Origin of the sequence: Streptosporangium amethystogenes, assembly GCF_000721075.1 — a bacterium.
Classification (GTDB): domain Bacteria; phylum Actinomycetota; class Actinomycetes; order Streptosporangiales; family Streptosporangiaceae; genus Streptosporangium; species Streptosporangium amethystogenes.
This window is the reverse complement of sequence record NZ_JOEQ01000027.1, coordinates 93,340-110,368: the sequence shown is the minus strand read 5'-3', so window position 1 is coordinate 110,368 and position 17,029 is coordinate 93,340. Positions and strand designations below refer to the sequence as shown.

13 protein-coding genes are annotated in these 17,029 nt (G+C 69.1%); 11 read left to right on the top strand and 2 right to left on the bottom strand.

What is annotated here, in order from left to right; genetic code table 11:
- Positions 1–101: 101 nt before the first annotated feature.
- The 9 genes from IG98_RS52060 (at position 102) to IG98_RS0131200 (ending at position 11,439) form a co-directional block, all read left to right on the top strand.
- Positions 102–368, top strand: a complete 267-nt coding sequence (locus IG98_RS52060) for a LysM peptidoglycan-binding domain-containing protein (RefSeq protein WP_030920314.1) — start codon at positions 102–104, stop codon at positions 366–368.
- 410 nt (positions 369–778) lie between these two features.
- Positions 779–1,240 (top strand): transcriptional regulator NrdR, encoded by a 462-nt coding sequence (gene nrdR / locus IG98_RS0131235; protein WP_030920311.1) that lies wholly within the window; start codon positions 779–781, stop codon positions 1,238–1,240.
- Positions 1,241–1,322: 82 nt separating this feature from the next.
- On the top strand, positions 1,323–5,435 hold the full coding sequence (locus IG98_RS0131230) for a vitamin B12-dependent ribonucleotide reductase (protein WP_030920309.1): 4,113 nt from the start codon (positions 1,323–1,325) through the stop codon (positions 5,433–5,435).
- 881 nt (positions 5,436–6,316) lie between these two features.
- Positions 6,317–7,258, top strand: a complete 942-nt coding sequence (locus IG98_RS49230; RefSeq protein WP_084195781.1) for an outer membrane protein assembly factor BamB family protein — start codon at positions 6,317–6,319, stop codon at positions 7,256–7,258.
- Positions 7,259–7,491: 233 nt separating this feature from the next.
- Positions 7,492–7,644 (top strand): hypothetical protein, encoded by a 153-nt coding sequence (locus IG98_RS51005; RefSeq protein WP_157594613.1) that lies wholly within the window; start codon positions 7,492–7,494, stop codon positions 7,642–7,644.
- 36 nt (positions 7,645–7,680) lie between these two features.
- Positions 7,681–7,857 carry a LysR substrate-binding domain-containing protein gene (locus IG98_RS54930; RefSeq protein WP_157594620.1) on the top strand — a complete coding sequence of 59 codons (177 nt, stop codon included), beginning with the start codon at positions 7,681–7,683 and terminating at the stop codon, positions 7,855–7,857.
- Between the two features lie 204 nt (positions 7,858–8,061).
- Positions 8,062–9,237 carry a DUF3103 family protein gene (locus tag IG98_RS47530; protein WP_051753209.1) on the top strand — a complete coding sequence of 392 codons (1,176 nt, stop codon included), beginning with the start codon at positions 8,062–8,064 and terminating at the stop codon, positions 9,235–9,237.
- A 560-nt stretch (positions 9,238–9,797) separates the two neighbouring features.
- Complete coding sequence (locus tag IG98_RS0131205; RefSeq protein ID WP_030920299.1) at positions 9,798–10,661, top strand: RNA polymerase sigma-70 factor; 864 nt, start codon at positions 9,798–9,800, stop codon at positions 10,659–10,661.
- A 16-nt stretch (positions 10,662–10,677) separates the two neighbouring features.
- Positions 10,678–11,439: an SDR family oxidoreductase gene (locus IG98_RS0131200; RefSeq protein ID WP_245651792.1), complete on the top strand. Its 762-nt coding sequence runs from the start codon at positions 10,678–10,680 to the stop codon at positions 11,437–11,439.
- Positions 11,440–11,650: 211 nt separating this feature from the next.
- Here the strand turns inward: IG98_RS0131200 and IG98_RS52055 are convergent, their stop codons facing one another.
- Positions 11,651–11,806 carry a hypothetical protein gene (locus IG98_RS52055; RefSeq protein ID WP_169750212.1) on the bottom strand — a complete coding sequence of 52 codons (156 nt, stop codon included), beginning with the start codon at positions 11,804–11,806 and terminating at the stop codon, positions 11,651–11,653.
- A gap of 320 nt (positions 11,807–12,126) precedes the next feature.
- Positions 12,127–12,462 carry a sigma-70 family RNA polymerase sigma factor family protein gene (locus IG98_RS50995; RefSeq protein WP_157594612.1) on the bottom strand — a complete coding sequence of 112 codons (336 nt, stop codon included), beginning with the start codon at positions 12,460–12,462 and terminating at the stop codon, positions 12,127–12,129.
- Between the two features lie 114 nt (positions 12,463–12,576).
- On the opposite strand from IG98_RS50995, the gene IG98_RS0131190 reads away from it, so the two are divergent.
- Together IG98_RS0131190 and IG98_RS47525 are read left to right on the top strand one after the other, a co-directional pair.
- Positions 12,577–15,918, top strand: coding sequence for a WD40 repeat domain-containing serine/threonine protein kinase (locus tag IG98_RS0131190; protein WP_030920295.1), 3,342 nt, complete (start codon positions 12,577–12,579; stop codon positions 15,916–15,918).
- 54 nt (positions 15,919–15,972) lie between these two features.
- Entirely contained in the window at positions 15,973–17,007 is a 1,035-nt protein-coding gene (locus IG98_RS47525; protein WP_169750215.1) for a serine/threonine protein kinase, read from the top strand.
- The last annotated feature ends 22 nt before the right edge of the window (positions 17,008–17,029 follow it).

The window sequence follows — 17,029 nt, the reverse complement described above, 5'->3', positions numbered from 1 at the left end:
GGGCGGGAGCGGTTCGTGCGGGCGTCCGCCGCCCGGGTGCCGCCCGGCCCCGGACCGCCAGGCGGCCACTCCGGCTCACCCGGCGTGGGAGGATCGTGGCGGTGACGGCGCTCGTGCTGTTCACCCTGGGAGCGCTCTGGGTCGCCGGGCGCATCGACACAGCCCTGGCGGGCGAGCGGACAGGTCGTGAGGGCCTGCCCCGGATCACGGTGCACGCGGGCGACACGCTGTGGGAGATCGCGGACGCGTTGACGCCGGAGGGCGACGCCGACCGGACGGTCCGCCGCATCATGGACCTCAACGGGCTGGCCGGCTCCGGGGTCCGGCCCGGAACCCGGCTCTATCTCCCCGAGGGCCTCGTCCGCTGAGAAGGGGCGTGTTCGGTGGGGCGCGTGGGATTCGCCGGCCGGGTTCGGGGAAGACGTGGGCGAGCCGTGCGGGAGGGGTCGACGAGGGTCCTGCCTGACATATCGTCTGGGGCGCAGGTGAGGGAAGGGACGCGTGAGGTGGGAGGGCGTTGCCCGAGGGGCGACACGCCGAGACGTGACGGCTGATCAGCGACTTCGTGTGGTGAGGGCCTTTCAACTTGCGTTCATGGTCGCGCACTTCTACCGTTAGACCACAACATCTAGTGGCTGCACCGCAACACTTCACCACAGATTGTGGTTCTATTACCGCCTCTCGACTATTCGAGGGGCGTGCGCGAGCGTCTCGACATGCGCGCCATGGGACAGGTGAGGTGGGTGAGCCGCTCTCGCAGCTCAAGGAGGCGACGCGCGTGCACTGTCCGTTCTGTCGTCACCCGGACACGCGAGTCATCGACAGCAGGGCGACCGAGGACGGCGGCGCCATCCGCCGCAGGCGCACGTGCCCGGAGTGCGGGCGCAGGTTCACCACGCAGGAGACGGTCCTGCTCATGGTGAGCAAGCGCAGTGGCGTGACGGAGCCGTTCTTCAGGGACAAGGTGATCGCCGGGGTCCGGCGGGCCTGCCAGGGGCGGCCCGTCGGCGAGGACTCCCTGGCGCAGCTGGGCCAGCGGGTCGAGGAGAGCATCCGGGCCACCGGATGCGCCGAGATCGCGGCCCACGAGGTCGGACTGGCGATCCTGGGTCCACTTCGCGAACTGGACGAGGTGGCGTACCTGCGGTTCGCCTCCGTCTACCGGGGGTTCGAGACCCTGGCCGACTTCGAGGCGGAGATCGAGCAGCTCCGGACGGGGCGCTCCAGCGAGCAAGACTGAGAAAGACCCTGGGCGCCGGGGGTGAGCGGCGTGTTGGTGTGGTCCGATATGAGGGCTCGCGGAGCCCCAGGAGGGGGAAATCATGACGGAGACCGCCGGCGCGGTGGCACGTGGGAGCAAACGACCGCGCAAGGGCCTGAGGATGAAGCGCATCTTCACCACCCCAGGCGTGCACCCCTATGACGAGTTGTCCTGGGAGCGCCGTGACGTCGTCATGACCAACTGGCGCGACGGCTCGGTCAACTTCGAGCAGCGCGACGTCGAGTTCCCCCAGTCGTGGTCGGTCAACGCCGCCAACATCGTGACCACCAAGTACTTCCGCGGCGCGGTCGGCACCCCGCAGCGGGAGTGGAGCCTCAAGCAGCTGATCGACCGCGTGGTGGGCGTCTACACCCGTACGGCGGTCGAGCACGGCTACTTCGCCGCCGAGGAGGATGTGGAGATCTTCGACCACGAGCTCAAGCACGCTCTGGTCAACCAGGTCTTCAGCTTCAACTCCCCCGTCTGGTTCAACGTCGGCACGGCGTCGCCGCAGCAGGTCAGCGCCTGCTTCATCCTGGCCGTCGACGACCAGATGGAGTCGATCCTCGACTGGTACAAGGAAGAGGGGGTGATCTTCAAGGGCGGTTCCGGTTCCGGCGTCAACCTCTCCAGGATCCGTTCCTCCAAGGAACTGCTCTCCAGCGGCGGCACCGCCAGCGGCCCGGTCTCCTTCATGCGCGGAGCGGACGCCTCCGCGGGCACCATCAAGTCCGGCGGCGCCACCCGCCGCGCCGCCAAGATGGTGGTCCTCGACGTCGACCACCCCGACATCGAGGAGTTCGTCGAGACCAAGGCGCGCGAGGAGGACAAGATCCGCGCCCTCCGTGACGCCGGGTTCGACATGGACCTGGGCGGCAAGGACATCGTCTCCGTCCAGTACCAGAACGCCAACAACTCCGTGCGCGTCTCCGACGAGTTCATGCGCGCGGTGGAGCAGGGCGAGGAGTTCGGCCTGCGCGCCCGGCTCACCGGCGAGGTCATCGAGAAGGTCGACGCCAGGAGCCTGTTCCGCAAGATGGGCAAGGCCGCGTGGGAGTGCGCCGACCCCGGCGTCCAGTACGACGACACGATCAACGACTGGCACACCAGCCCCGAGACCGGCCGCATCACCGCCAGCAACCCCTGCTCGGAGTACCTGCACCTGGACAACTCCTCGTGCAACCTGGCGAGCATCAATCTGCTGAAGTTCCTGAGGGACGACGACACCTTCGACATCGCGAGCTTCGTGAAGATCACTGAGCTGATCATCACCGCGATGGACGTCTCCATCACCTTCGCCGACTTCCCGACCGAGAAGATCGGCGAGACCACTCGCGCCTACCGCCAGCTCGGCATCGGCTACGCCAACCTCGGCGCGCTGCTCATGGCCACCGGCCACGCCTACGACTCCGAGGGCGGCCGCGCCCTGGCCGGAGCCATCACGTCGCTGATGACCGGCGCCTCCTACCGCCGCAGCGCGGAACTGGCCGCGGTCGTGGGCCCGTACGACGGCTACGCCCGCAACGCCGACGCACACAAGCGGGTCATGCGCAAGCACAACGACGCCAACGAGGTCCTGCGCACGTTCGAGAAGATGGACGGCGACATCCACCACGAGGCCTCCAGGCAGTGGGCCGAGTGCCTCAGGCTCGGTGAGAAGAACGGCTACCGCAACGCCCAGGCCTCGCTGCTCGCGCCTACCGGGTGCCTGACGGGTGAAACACTGATCACCACGGACCGAGGGCTCGTCCGCCTGGCCGAGATCGCGAACGTGTACGGCGATCGCTGGCAGGACCTCGACATGATGGTCTCCACCGATGAGGGGCCGCGCCGGGCTACGAAGTTCTTCGTCAACGGCGAGGAGCCCACCCGTCTCATCCGCACCCACGGCGGCTACCGCGTCCAGGGCACGCTGACCCACCGCGTCAAGGTCGTCGACAGCGCGACCGGAGTGTGGGAGTGGAAGCGCCTGGCCGACATCGAGCCGGGTGACCTCGTCCCCATGCAGCTGCAGACCCTCGTCGGTGAGCGCCGTGCGGTTCCCCTGCCCGTGCTCGACCAGGCGTACTACGCCGGAGACCGCTCCATCGTCGTCCCCGACACGGTGTCGCCGGAGCTGGCCGAGCTGGTCGGCTACTTCATGGGTGACGGCAGCCTGCACGCCAAGGGTGTCCGGTTCTGTGTCGCGGACGCCGACCTAGATGTGGTCGAGCGTCTCCGCATCCTGTCCAAGGAGCTTTTCCACCTCGAACCGGTGCTCACCCAGCGGGAGGGATACCAGGAGGTCGTCCTCCAGTCGGTGCGGCTCGCGCGCTGGTGGCAGGCCTCGGGTTTCGCGAAAGAACTTCCCGGTATCGACCACTCCGGCAAGGGCTGGACGCCGCGGGTTCCCTCGGCGATCCTTGAGACCAACGACAGCGAGATCTACGGTGCCTTCCTGCGTGGTCTCTTCGAGGCAGACGGCGCCGTCCTGGAGGGCGTGCCGAGCCTCTCGACGGCTTCGGACTCCTTCGCGGGTGAGATCCGGACCCTGCTTCTCGCCCTCGGCATGGCCACCACGACCGGTGAAACGGTCAGTGGCTTCGGCGGGCCGATCTTCCAGGTGCGGCTGCGCAACATCGACCACGCCCTGAACTTCGGCGAGATCGTCGGGTTCATGGGAGACCGCAAGAACAAGCTCATGGCCGAGCTGGAGCCTGAGCGGTCCGCCAGGAAGGACCAGGTGTTCCTGCCCCGAGAGGTGTGGGAGACGATCCTGCCCGAGGGGCATTCCCTGCGCGGGACCGTGCTCCAGTCGGTTCGCAGGAGCGACGGTGTCGCTCGCATGCTGGCCAAGCAGATCTTCGCCGAGTTTCTCGACGAGCGGCTCGGCCACGCGCTCGGCTACCTCTTCGAGCGAGTCGAGGCGAACGAGGACGGCGGCGTGCAGCCGACCTATGACCTGTCCGTCCCGGACAACGTCACCTACGTGGCCAACGGCATGGTCAGCCACAACACCATCGGCCTGATGATGGACTGCGACACCACCGGCATCGAGCCCGATCTCGCCCTGGTCAAGTTCAAGAAGCTCGTCGGCGGCGGTTCCATGCAGATCGTCAACCAGACGATCCCGCGCGCGCTCCGGCAGCTGGGCTACCAGGAGGAGCAGGTCGAGGCGATCGTCGAGTTCATCGCCGATCACGGCCACGTCGTCGACGCCCCCGGCCTGCGTCGCGAGCACTACGAGGTGTTCGACTGCGCCATGGGCGAGCGCGCGATCGCCCCCATGGGACACGTCCGGATGATGGCCGCGGCCCAGCCGTTCCTGTCCGGCGCCATCTCCAAGACCGTCAACCTCCCCGAGTCCGCCACCATCGAGGACATCGAGCAGGTCTACATGGAGGGCTGGAAGCTCGGCCTGAAGGCCCTCGCGGTCTATCGCGACAACTGCAAGGTCGGCCAGCCCCTTTCGGCCGCCGGTCGGAAGACCGAGGCGAAGGAGGCTGTCGCCGAGCCGGAGATCCAGGTCGTGGAGATCAGCCGCCCGACCCGTCGTCGGATGCCGAACCAGCGTCCCAGCACCACCACCCGCTTCACCGTGGGCGGCGCCAAGGGCTACATGACCGCCTCCTCCTACCCCGACGACGGCCTCGGAGAGGTCTTCCTGAAGATGTCCAAGCAGGGCTCGACCCTCGCGGGCGTCATGGACGCCTTCTCGGTGGCCATCTCTATCGGCCTGCAGTACGGGGTGCCGCTGGAGACCTACGTCGGCAAGTTCGTCAACATGCGTTTCGATCCGGCCGGCATGACCGACGACCCGGATATCCGGATGGCGGCCTCGGTGATGGACTACATCTTCCGCCGCCTGGCCCTGGACCACCTGCCCTACGACGACCGCGCCGCCCTCGGTATCTTCTCCGCCTCCGAGCGCGCCGCCCAGCAGCGTGGTGAGGACCCGGCTCCGATCCACACCGACGAGGTCATCGCCGAACTCGCCACCTCGGCCCCCATCGAGGAGCTCCAGACCCGAGCCGAGGCGGTGCCGCTGGAAACCCCGAGGGGGGCCGGCTCCCTGGAGTCCCACCAGGGCCGCACCGCCGACGCGCCGCTCTGCATGACCTGCGGCACCAAGATGCGCCCCGCGGGCAGCTGCTACGTCTGCGAGGGCTGCGGCTCCACCAGCGGCTGCAGCTGAGGCTGGGCGCAAGCAAGTCTTTGCGTGGAGTAAGGCCACCACATCTCAATGAGTTCGCTGTCTCGGGCCTCCAGAGAAGGCTCGAGACAGCCTTGAGGTTCCCCCCATAGCCCGGACAGCAGCGGTGTGCCATCAGGCTCCCGGGTCCGACGGCTGGTGACGCCGCTCGCACCGGCGCCGGATCGGTGGCCACTCGGCTGATCTGCGCATCGTCGGAGGCCGCGAGCTCGCCCTGCTCGGTCAGACAAGTGCAGACCAGGCGATCGAGTTCATCACCGTCGAGGCCGGCCAGTACCCGGCGGAAGGTCCTCTCGCTGGGCGGTGTGTAGCGGCCGGTGAACAGCCAGTACGTTCTGCGGACACGCATCGACGGCCCAGTCCCACACTGCCACGATCGAGTCACCACCGACCACGGCCACCCCGCACGCGGCCAGTGCGCCAGGATCGAGGCCAGCGGGTGTCGCACGTTTTTGGCGGACCGATGATCACGAATCCGGCGGAACCGGGCCAGCAAACCCTCCTGGAACAGCCGATCGGGCACCGATCCTGTGCTCTGGCCGCTCTCAGCCAGGCTGACCAGCGATGATAGGACCACGGGCACGGCTTCCTCCAAGGATGAGACGGCGTCAGATACCGCTGATCCTCAGGAGTCGTGCCCTTTCTCGTGCCCGGATTTAGCGAGTAATTACCGATCCTGAACGTCTGCTGCGGCCTTGCTCCTGGTCAAACGGGACCTGTTGGGTTCCACTCCTGGCTTCGGCCGGTATGACCTCCCATTGTTAATGCGATTGATGCCGCTAGTGCTTTCCTGGTGAAATCGGCGGATGATCGGAAAGACGCTGTAGGAGCGGCAGCTTCATCAGAGGGGGTCCGCTTCGGCGTTGGCGGCGACGGAGGACCGCGTCGTCCTCCATGAGCGCCACACTCGGCTTGTCTGCCTGGACCGCCACGACCGCTCGGTCCGCTGGGACGTTCCGATAGGAACCTGGCCGCGTGCCGTCGTGGTCACCGGTGATCGTTGTCTGGTTCTGCCGCAGGACACCGATCAACTGTTCTGTCTCGATCTCCCTACGGGATCTGTGGTGTGGCGCGCCGGGTTGCCGCAATACTCGGGGCATGTCGTGGCTATTGCGGAGACGGTCGTCGTCGGCGGCTGGCGTGGTTACACACCCATGTCTGCTTTCGACCTGAAGGACGGGCGGTCTCTGTGGCGGACACGGCGGCGCATGGCCACGGTGCTTCCTCTGCCCTGGGATGGCGGTGTGCTGTTGGGAGACGGCTCGGAAGCGTGGCTGATCGATCCAGGTGATGGCAGGGAACTGGGCCGCTGGCGGTTGCCGGAGCCATTGGTCGAAACCGACGGTCGTCCGGCGTTCACCACGGTCGGCCCTGACCGCTGCCTGGTGCCGTGCGGCCCGCGATCCGTTGTGAGCATTCGATTGTCATCGGGTCTCGTCGAGCGGTTCTTCCGTCACGATGCCGACCTCTCGCCTTCGGCCGCCCAGTTCACCGGCGGTGTGGTGTGGCTGCGAGAACCAGGGGCCGGTTATCTCGCCGTCGACCCCGAAGCCGGATCGGTGTTGTGGAACGTGGACGTCAGGCAGCCACTCGTCGGTGAGGTGGTCCGAGACGGTGAGGGGTTCGTGGTGGCCGGCGCGGGCGGCCTGCTCTTCCGCCTGCGATCTGATGGGCACGTCCTGGAGCGGTCCTCGTCGGTTACCAGGGTGGCCGCACTGCGAGATCTTGGAGCAGGGGAGACGGTCATGGTGACCAAGGGAAGCTTGAGGATGATCGCCATCGACCCGTACCGGCGAGGTGAATGACGCAGGAATACCGCAGCCACGAATAAGTGCTCTGCCCCGGTATTTTGGGCGTGCTTCGGATGTGAGGCCCCCGGTCAGAGGCGGGGCGTCGGCGGAGGTCCGGTGCCCCGCCTCCGGCTGTCTGTGGGCTTTGCCGCCTCGGACCCGCACCGCTCGCGCCGCGACTCGGGTGTCCCACAACCGGAGGAGCCGACCTCCCGTGCGGTGAGGGCTCCGCGGCTGATCGGACAGGCATGACGGACCCGGGCGTCGTCATCCCGGCGCCGAGGGGCGCGACGATCATTCCCGAGATGACGCGCGGGCCGGGTTCCTCGTCGAGCACCGTCGTTCCCGGCAGCAGGTATCCGACGATGGCGGCGCTGGTCGTGCCCTCGTCCGAGATGTAGAAGGTGACCGACCTATGAGCCGGGCACACCGAGCGGCTGGCGATACGCTACTTCGCCACGGCGGGCGCCGCTCTGCTGGCGCCCGCGCTCGCCCGGCTTCGCCAGGAGCATCCGGGCGTGCGAGTCGACCTCGGGATGACCGACCCCGAAGACCCGCTGGGGGAGGCGACGCGGGGCCGTGCCGACCTTGGCCATCGCGATCCGATCCCATAGCCGGCTGCACGGGGGCGTCCACACATCCAGGTCCGAAAATGAACGTTAAACCCATTATGGGGCTGACCATAAGAATTCATAAGAAGACATAATTATTTGATAAGGCGTGCCGGTCATTCTCTGCCTTATGCAACTGCTCGGTTCCCGCAAGAATCCGGCAGTAGTGCTCTATCGGTCTTCTTCTCGCATTGACCAGGAGGTTTTGTGAAGAAGGTAGTTGGGCTGGCGGCATTCGCCCTGGCCGCCACCCTGATGGGTGCTGTAGCACCGGCGACGGCCGTGGCCGATCCGCTGCCCCCCGGCCAGTCGGCCAAGCTCAAGGCCGCAGAGTCGGCCGCCACCATGGACGGGCTCAAGCGAACGCTCGCCGAGCAGATCGCCCGCAGGCTCGACAACGGTGAGTTCAGGGCGGTGCTCAACCACGAGCTGGCGGGTGACGGCCAGGCCGACCTGGCCGCGTTGTTCGCCTCCGTGCCAGGCGCGCAGGACCTGACCGACTACACCCGCCAGGCCGACAGCAAGATCCTGGAGTTGAAGGGTCTCCAGGCCGAAGGCAAGGGCGAGTCGCTGCTGGAGGTCTCGGCCGACCCCGCCACGGTCAAGCGGGTCGCCGCGGGCGAGAAGCCACTGGTCATGTTCACCCCGTCCAAGGACGAGAAGTTCGTCCGCACCGTCACCGCCTACGACTCGGCCGGTCGCACTTACGAACTCGATGCCCGCCGGGTTCCCAAGCAGGCGGTGCTCGTCGTGGGCCTGAACGAGCGCAAGACCGCCGAGCTGGGCCAGCAGGTCATTCGCAAGGCTCTCACCGAGGCCGGCATCACCGGAATCGACCGTAAGGCCGATGAGGCCCAGCAGCCTACGGCGCAGGCCGCGGGAACGCCCCGCTGGGCAGCCCAGATCCATCGCATCACCAACTACAACGACCACGAGCCCTGGTACAAGGGCGGACCGGAGATCTACGCCTGGACCATGGGCGCCGGGACCGACGGTAAGGCTCGGGTCGACAGCATCGAGATGCCCTACATCACCGACGAGGGCACGACCTACAGCAACGTGAACCAGGTCCTGATCGAGTGGTCTAACTTCAGCTGGACCGCCGTCGACGTCGTCTTCATGGAGCGCGACGACAACGCCGACCTGTCCGGCGTGGCCAAGGCCATCGTCGAAGGCGTGCTCGTCGTCAGCGGAAACGGCCAGTACGTCGCGATCGCCGACAAGGTCATCAGCGCGCTGCCCAGCGACTGGGTTACCGACAGCGACGACTGGGTCGACTCCTGCTACAGCGTCCAGGCCGGCAGCGCCGGACAGATCAAGTCCATGCCCTGCGCCGCCCGCCCGGTCGGCATGGAGGTACGCCTGATCTCCAACTGGATCTGACGAGTTCGGCTTCGGCCCGACACGTTGACCGCCGCGGCCCCGGTGACACACCGGGGCCGCGGCCTGTGTTCCCGGCCATGCCGCGGAGGCTGTGCCCGGGTACGGAGATGATCATAGATCGGGGTGCCCGGCGGAGTCCGATGGATGTCCTCATCGGCTGGCCGTGCTCAGAGGCGTGGTCCCGTGCCCGCCTCCGGGACGTCGGGTCACATCACCCAGCGGCTCTCGGCCTTCCTGCCCGCCCCGGTCACCACCGTGACACGCCCCGCCGGCGATCCAGGCGTGGATGTCGGCACTGCCTTCCGAGGGGAACCTGACAGCCGGCGGCGTGGGACCGTCGGGACTGCCGTACACCATCCTGCGCACGACGCAGTTCCACAACCTGCTGGTACTCGTGCTGAGAGGCCGGCGAGGTCCGGGATCCTGCTGGTCCCCGCGGGGACGGCTGCACCGGCACCGGTGGCCTGGCCACCGTCTCGGCATCCTTGCCGGCGACCGCGACGCGCGAGGTCGGGGAGGGCGGCGGCGGGGGTCTCCGCTCCGTCTGGCACCCTGGTCAGGTGATCGAGGAGTTCGAGGCGGAGCGGCCGAGGATGTTCGGCCTGGCCTACCGGATGCTCGGCTCGGCGGCCGAGGCCGAGGACGTCGTCCAGGACGCCTACCTGCGCTGGAGCGGTGCCGATCGTGAGCACATCGGCTCCCTTGGAGCCTGGCTGGCCAAGGTGGTCACCAACCTCTGCCTCAACCGGCTGACCGCCGCCCGCGCCACCCGTGAGCGCTACGTCGGCTTCTGGCTTCCCGAGCCCGCGCAGACCGGCGCGCTCGGCCCGATGGAGACCGCCGAGCAGCGCGACGCGGTGTCCATGGCCTTCATGCTCCTGCTGGAGCGGCTCACCCCGGCCGAGCGGGCCGTCTTCGTGCTGCGGGAGGCGTTCTCCTACGGCTACCGCGAGATCGCAGACGTGCTCGATCTGTCCGAGGCCAACTGCCGCCAGCTGTACGGCAGGGCCCGGCGCAGGGTCGGTAAACGTCCGAGGTTCGACGCCCCGGGCGAGCAGCGGCGAAGGATCGTGGAACGGTTTCTGACGGCCGCCACGAGCGGCGACCTGGCGGGGCTGGAGCGGCTGCTCGCCGACGACGTGGTCGCCTGGGCCGACGGTGGCGGCAAGGCGCGTGCCGCGCTGCGGCCGATCACCGGCAGGGAGAAGGTCGTCCGCTACCTCGCCGGGATCGCCGGCAGGTACGGGCAGGCGGTGGAGTTCGCCCACGCCGACGTCAACGGTCAGGACGCGGTCCTGGTCCGGCACGGGGGAGAGATCATCTCGATCTTCGTGATCGAGGTCTCCGCCGAGACCGTCGTCGGCCTGCGTATCGTGCTCAATCCGGAAAAGCTGTCACATTTGCAAGGGGTCACTGGTTCGTAGGGGTATGACGGAAAACATGCTGGTAACCGGTGGTACCGGGGTCCTCGGGCGCCATGTCGTGGACCGTTTCGCCAGGACCGGTCACCCGGTCCGAGTGCTGAGCCGCACCCGTGAGCCCTACATCGGAGACCTGCGGACGGGAGCGGGACTCGGCCCCGCTCTCGAAGGGGTCGATACGATCGTGCACCTCGCCAGTGACCCGCGCGACCCCTCGGCGGACGTCGAGGCCGCCCGGCGGCTGATCGCCGCGACGCCACCCGGGACCCGCCTGGTCCATGTCTCCATCGTCGGCGTCGACCGGCACCCGTACACGTATTACCGGCGCAAGCACGAGGTCGAGAGGCTGATCGAGAACTCGGGGCTGCCGTACACCATCCTGCGCACGACGCAGTTCCACAACCTGCTGGTGCTCGTGCTGGGGAAGCTGGCGAGGTCCAGGGTCCTGCCGGTCTCCGCGGGGACGGACTTCCAACCGGTGGAGGTCACGGAGGTCGCCGAGCGACTGGTGGAGCTGGCACTGGGCGCACCCGCCGGGCGGGTGCCCGACATGGGCGGCCCGGAGATCGTGAGCGCGGCGGAGCTCGCGCGGACCTATCTGCGGCTCACCGGCGGGCGCGGGCTCGTCATGCCGCTGCCCCTACCCGGCAGGATCGCCGCCGCCTTCCGGCGTGGCGTGCACCTCGCGCCCGACCACCCCGACGGGCGTGGGACCTTCGCGGACTTCGTCTCCGCGGCCTCCGGCCGGAGCGGGTACGAGGCGAAAGCGACGGGACGATGAACGAGATGGTCTCCATCACGCGTGTGCCGTTCCGCGGGAGTGTGACCTGACAGCGGGGCGTGCTCGCCCTCTGCGCGCCGGCTCCGATGATCCTGCCGCTCCTCACCCGGAAGGCGCCGGGCCGCGAGCAGGCCCGGAGGCCGGCGAGCGGGCATGGGAAGGGGCCGGAAACGGGGAAAGACCCGCCCGGGCGGGTCTTTCGCGATGGAGGTCAGGCGGCGGAGGTGGGACCGCTCGTCTGTGGAAAGCGCAGAACGTTGCGGCCCGTGTAGGCGCTGAGATCGACCACCTTGGTGTCGCCGGTCACTCCACGGCGTGTCGCGGAACGAATATCCCTGATCTTGAGCCGTGCGACATATGGTGGCACGACCACAAGTCTCTTCATTGAGCCCCCCGGCGTGATGGTTCCGTTATATGAAATATCTACAGATCGCCGCATAAGACTGCCGTAAAGACCAGGTCAATAGGGGAGTGTGCGGCCCGAGGGAGACCTCAGATCCAGACCGGAAACGCGGGCGGGACGGCGGGCGTTCCGCTGCCGGATGATCCTGACGCGTCGAATGATCTTCCTCCCCTCCTCGGGCTCGCCGTGTTATGCGTCGCCTGACACCGGCGTGCCCGGGGCTGGTGGGCCCGGCACGCGCGAAAGTCCGTGCGAGCCAACCTAGTCCGCTCCCGCCCTCTGGATCAACCGGTTTGGCTACGGAGAGACTCCGAAGACATACGCATGGTGACGACGACTCGGGGCTGGACGCTGGTCGCCGAAATCGTCACGACCCGTGCCGCCGACACCTCCGGCCGCCACGGCACAACGTGTTTTTCGCGGCGTACGCGCGCCGAACGCGGCACGTCCGGTGCGGGCCCGGCTAATCTGGCGACCAGCCGGCCCGTGACGTCTCCGATCTCCGAACGGTCCTCCCCGGCAGGCCGGAAGCAGGCATCCTGGTCGGTGTTCCCGGCCTCGTCGAAGCCGCCCAGTGGGCCACGGGCCATGTCGGCCGCGAGAGTTTCGTCACCGTTCACGCAAGGAGGGCGAGACGTGTTCGAAATGTTCGGCACTCCGCGAACTTCGTCGCCCTCGGGGGCGTCCAATCTGCCGTTGAACGGAGTGTGAGTTGAGCACGACACTTATCGACGGTGATCCGGGTGGCGTCGTTCTGTACGGCGGGGGTGTTGGACGCCGATCTGGACGGGCCCAGGCCGTACATCGTCAGCGAGTACGTCGAGGGCCCCAGCCTGCGCAGGGCCGTCGCCGAGGGGCGCCGCTTCACCGGGGGAGACCTGCACCGTCTCGCCACGGCGATCGCCACCGCGCTGACCGCCGTCCACGAGGCAGGGGTCATCCACCGCGACCTCAAGCCCGACAACGTGCTGCTGGGGCCCGACGGTCCCCGCGTGATCGACTTCGGTGTCGCCCGCACCGAGGACATGTCACTGACCGCGACCGGCATGGTGGCGGGCACCCCGACCTACATGGCCCCCGAGATCTTCATGGGCCAGCGTGCGAGCACCGCCGTCGACATCTTCGCGTGGGGCGGGATCATGGTCTTCGCCGCGACGGGCGCCGACCCGTTCCGGGCGGAGAGCCTGGGCGGGATCATGCACCGCGTGCTGTCGGTACAGCCACAGCTGGACATGCTCCCCGAGCACCTGCGGCCGTTCGTCGCCGCCTCGCTCGCCAAGGATCCCGCCGCGAGGCCCACAGCCAGGGACCTGCTGCTCGCCCTGGTCAGCGGGGACGGAGCCATCGACACCCCGAGACTGCTGGCGGCGGGCAGCGACGCCGGGGCCCAGATCCGCGCGGCCTCCGCCGACCCCGCGCTGGGCACCCTCGCCGAGGACGCCTACGTCGCGCTCGGCCCGGCCGAGCGCGAACTCGCCCCCGAGATCTTCCTGCGACTGGTCACCGTGACCGACGACGACCAGCTGATCGTACGGCAGGCGCGGTGGGCAGAGCTCCTCGACGGACGCGGGGAGGGCGAGGTGACCGCGGTCCGGCGTCTGGTGGAGGTGTTCTCGTACCTGATCGCCCACGACGAGGAGGAGGTCTGGCTGTCGCGGCCCGCGCTGCCGCAGGCCTGGCCGAGGCTGCGGATGTGGGTCCAGGCCAACCGGGACGGTCTGGCCGTGCACCGCGGCATCCTGACCGCGGCGCGGCGCTGGCAGGCCCAGGGGCACCGGGACGGCGACCTGTTCCAGGGCAGCAGCCTGGAGAACGCCATGCGCTGGGCGGCCACCGGACGCCGCAACATCACGCTCAGCCCGGTCGAACGGGACTTCCTGGAGGCGGGTGCCGCCCTCACCCGGCGCCGCGCCCGCCGGAGCCGGGCGCTGTCCGGCACGCTGGCCGTACTGCTGGTCGTCGCGCTGGTCGCCGGGGTGCTCGCCGTGCAGCAGAGCAGGGTGGCCGACGCGCGCAGCGCCGTCATCGCCTCCCAGCGCGACCAGGCGACGGCCGCCCGGCTCGCCGCGACGGCCGACACGCTGCGGATCGCCGAGCCGGTCAGGGCCATGCTGCTCAGCGTGGCCGCCTGGCGGCTGGCACCGGTGAGCGAGGCCAGGGCGAGCCTGGCCGGTTCGCTGACCCAGCGGGAGACCGCCACCTTCCACGACCCGGCCGCCGGAATACACACCCTCAGGGCGCTGAGCGCCGATGGGCGCACGCTCGTCAGCGCGAGTGACGGTGAGGCACGACTCTGGGACGTGCGGACCGGCAGGCGCGTCAGTGCCCTCAGCGGGATCGGCGACGACCTGCGCGTGATCGCGCTGAGCCCGAGCGGCAGACTGCTCGTCGTGATCAGCGGCCTGAAGCTGAGGGTCTGGGATGTGGCGACAGGCAAGCCGACCGGCGCGGTCCTCACCGTCCAGGGACGCAACGCGGGCGGCGACACCGGGGCGTTCTTCGGCCGGTCCGATGACTGGATCATGGTGACCCAGGGAGAGGGACTCACGGTCTGGAACCACCTGGACGGCAGGAAGCTGTACCCGCCCATCGCGGGCATCGACTTCGACATCTCCACGGACGGGAGCGGGATCGCCGTCGGCGGGCTGGACGGGGAACTGGCGGCCTTCACCCTGGACGGCCTGCGCAGGATCCCACTGGGCACCCGCTGCAACGGGTGCGGACTGCGGGTGGCCTACAGCCCGGACGGCAGAACCGTCGCGGTCTCCCGGGGCAGGAGGCTCGAACTGCGCGACGCGTCCACCGGGGTCGATCTCGACCGTTTCTTCGAGGGGAGTGTCAGTGGAGATCTGGTCTTCAGCCCCGACGGGCGCTTCCTGGCCGCGGTGACCGACACGACCCTGCGCGTCTGGCGGGTAGGAGACGGCAGGCTCCTGCTCACCCAGAAGGTCGACGGGTTCATGCCCGCCGTTGCCTTCGACCCGGACGGGCGGGCGCTGCGCTATCTCACCGAGGATTCGGTGACGACCCTCGACGTCGGCGCGCTGACCAGGCCCACCCCGCTGAAGGGGCCCGGGACCAACTGGGCGGCGCTCAGCCCGGACGGCCGGCTGCTCGCGTCCAGGGACGAGGGAGCGAATGAGATCGTCATCCGTGACGTGCGCCGGCGTACCCGGACCGGCACGCTGAACGTCGGGCCCGGAGGCGCCGACGGCGCCTTCGCGATGGCCTTCAGCGCGGACGGACGGCGACTGGTGGCCAACACCGGTGGGGACAGCTCCCGGCTGACCGTGTGGGACGTCGCCAGCGCCAAGCGGATCGCCGCCGTCGAGACGGTCCGCGAGGGGCAGGTGTTCGCCGTGGCGATCAGCGCGGACGGCACCGCGGTGGCCTCCTACACCCTCTACTTCGATTCGACGGGCGGCCCGGACGGGGAGATCACCGTGTGGGACCTGCCCGGCGGCAAGCTCCGCTGGTCAAGGCCCCAGCAGTCGGTCGAGGGGCTGGTCTTCACCCCCGATGGCAGGACGCTGGCGGTCGCGGGGGGAGAGCACCGGCTGCTGAACGCCTCAACGGGCGAGCCGTTCGGCGAGACGTACGGCGCGCCCACCGTCACCATCCCGACCACCGCGCTGGCCTTCGACAGGAAGGGCGCCCGCTTCGCCACCGCCGACCAGGTCGGGCGGGTCTCGGTGTTCGAGACCCGGAGCAGGGACCGGGTGGGAAACCTGATCAGGACAGAACCGGCCACAAAGACGACCCTGGCGTTCTCACCTCGCGGAGACGTCGTCGCAGGGGCGGTGAACGACCGGTCGGTGGGGCTGTGGGACGTCGAGACCGGACGCCGCCTCGGCCCGCCGATCGCCGCGCAGAGCGGTGAGTTCCGGTCCCTGGCGTTCAGTCCCGACGGAGCCCGGCTGGTCGTCGTCGACTCGGCCGGCACCCTGGACGAGTATCCGGTCGAGCCGGAGGCGGTGGCGCGGGCGGTCTGCGAGCGCGCGGGCCGCACTCTCGCGCGCGAGGAGTGGCGCAGTTATCTCGGTGACCTGCCCTATCGCAACGTTTGCCCCGGTTAGTAGAAACTTTTTATCCGAGGGTCGCGGGTGGCGTCGTTCTGTACGGCGGGGGTGTTGGACGCCGATCTGGACGGGCCCAGGCCGTACATCGTCAGCGAGTACGTCGAGGGCCCCAGCCTGCGCGGGGCCGGCCAGTTCTTCGGCGGTGACGACCTGCACGCCCTCGCGACGGCGATCGCCGTCGCGCTGACCGCCCTTCACGAGGCCGGGGTCATCCACCGCGACCTCACCCCCGACAAGGTGTTCCTCGGCCGGGACGGGCCCGGGATCCTCGGATTCGGGGTGAGCCCCGGCCTGGGAACCGCGCTGACCGTCACCGGGATCAGGCCGCGCGCGCCGTCGTACACGGCGCCCGAGGTGTTCACCGGCGGCGAGGCGGGTACCGCCGCCGACGTGTTCGCCTGGGGCGGGATCGTGCTGTACGCCGCGAGTGGCGAGGATCCGTTCGCGGCGGGCAGCCTGGGCGCGGTGATGCACCGGATCCTCTCACTCGACCCCGACCTGAGCCCGCTGCCCCGCCCGCTGCGGCCCCTGGCCGCTGCCGCGCTCGCCAAGGATCCCCGTGCCAGACCCGCCGCGCGTGATCTGCTGATCGCCCTGATCGCCGCCGACCCGGCCGTTCCCCGGAGGGATACGCCGGGGCCCGAAACGGCCCCGCTGCTGCGGGCAGGTGCCGAGGTGGCGGCCAGGGTCCGCACGGCCTGCGACGATCCGGGGCTGGGCGCGCTTGCCGAGTCGGCGTTCGCCGCGCTGGACCCGACGGACCGGGAGCGCGTGCCGGCGGTGTTCCTGAGGCTCGTCGCCATCGACACCGACGGGCAGGCGGTCGCCCGCGAGGCCAGGATCCCCGCCGGCTCCGAGGACGTCCTGCACGGCTTCGCGGGGCTGGTCGAGCACCGGGGAGGCCGGGCGTGCCTGGTCCACCAGGCGCTGCCCTACGCCTGGCCCCGCCTGGGGGAGTGGATCGACGCCAACCGCGCCCGTCTTGTGGCGCGCGATAGGTTCGCCCGGCTGCTCCCCCCGCTGCTGGCCGTCTCGGCGGTGTTCGTACTGGTCGCGGCGGTGATCGCGGTGGGAAGGATTGTCTGACTCGCGGATACCTGGGTAGGAC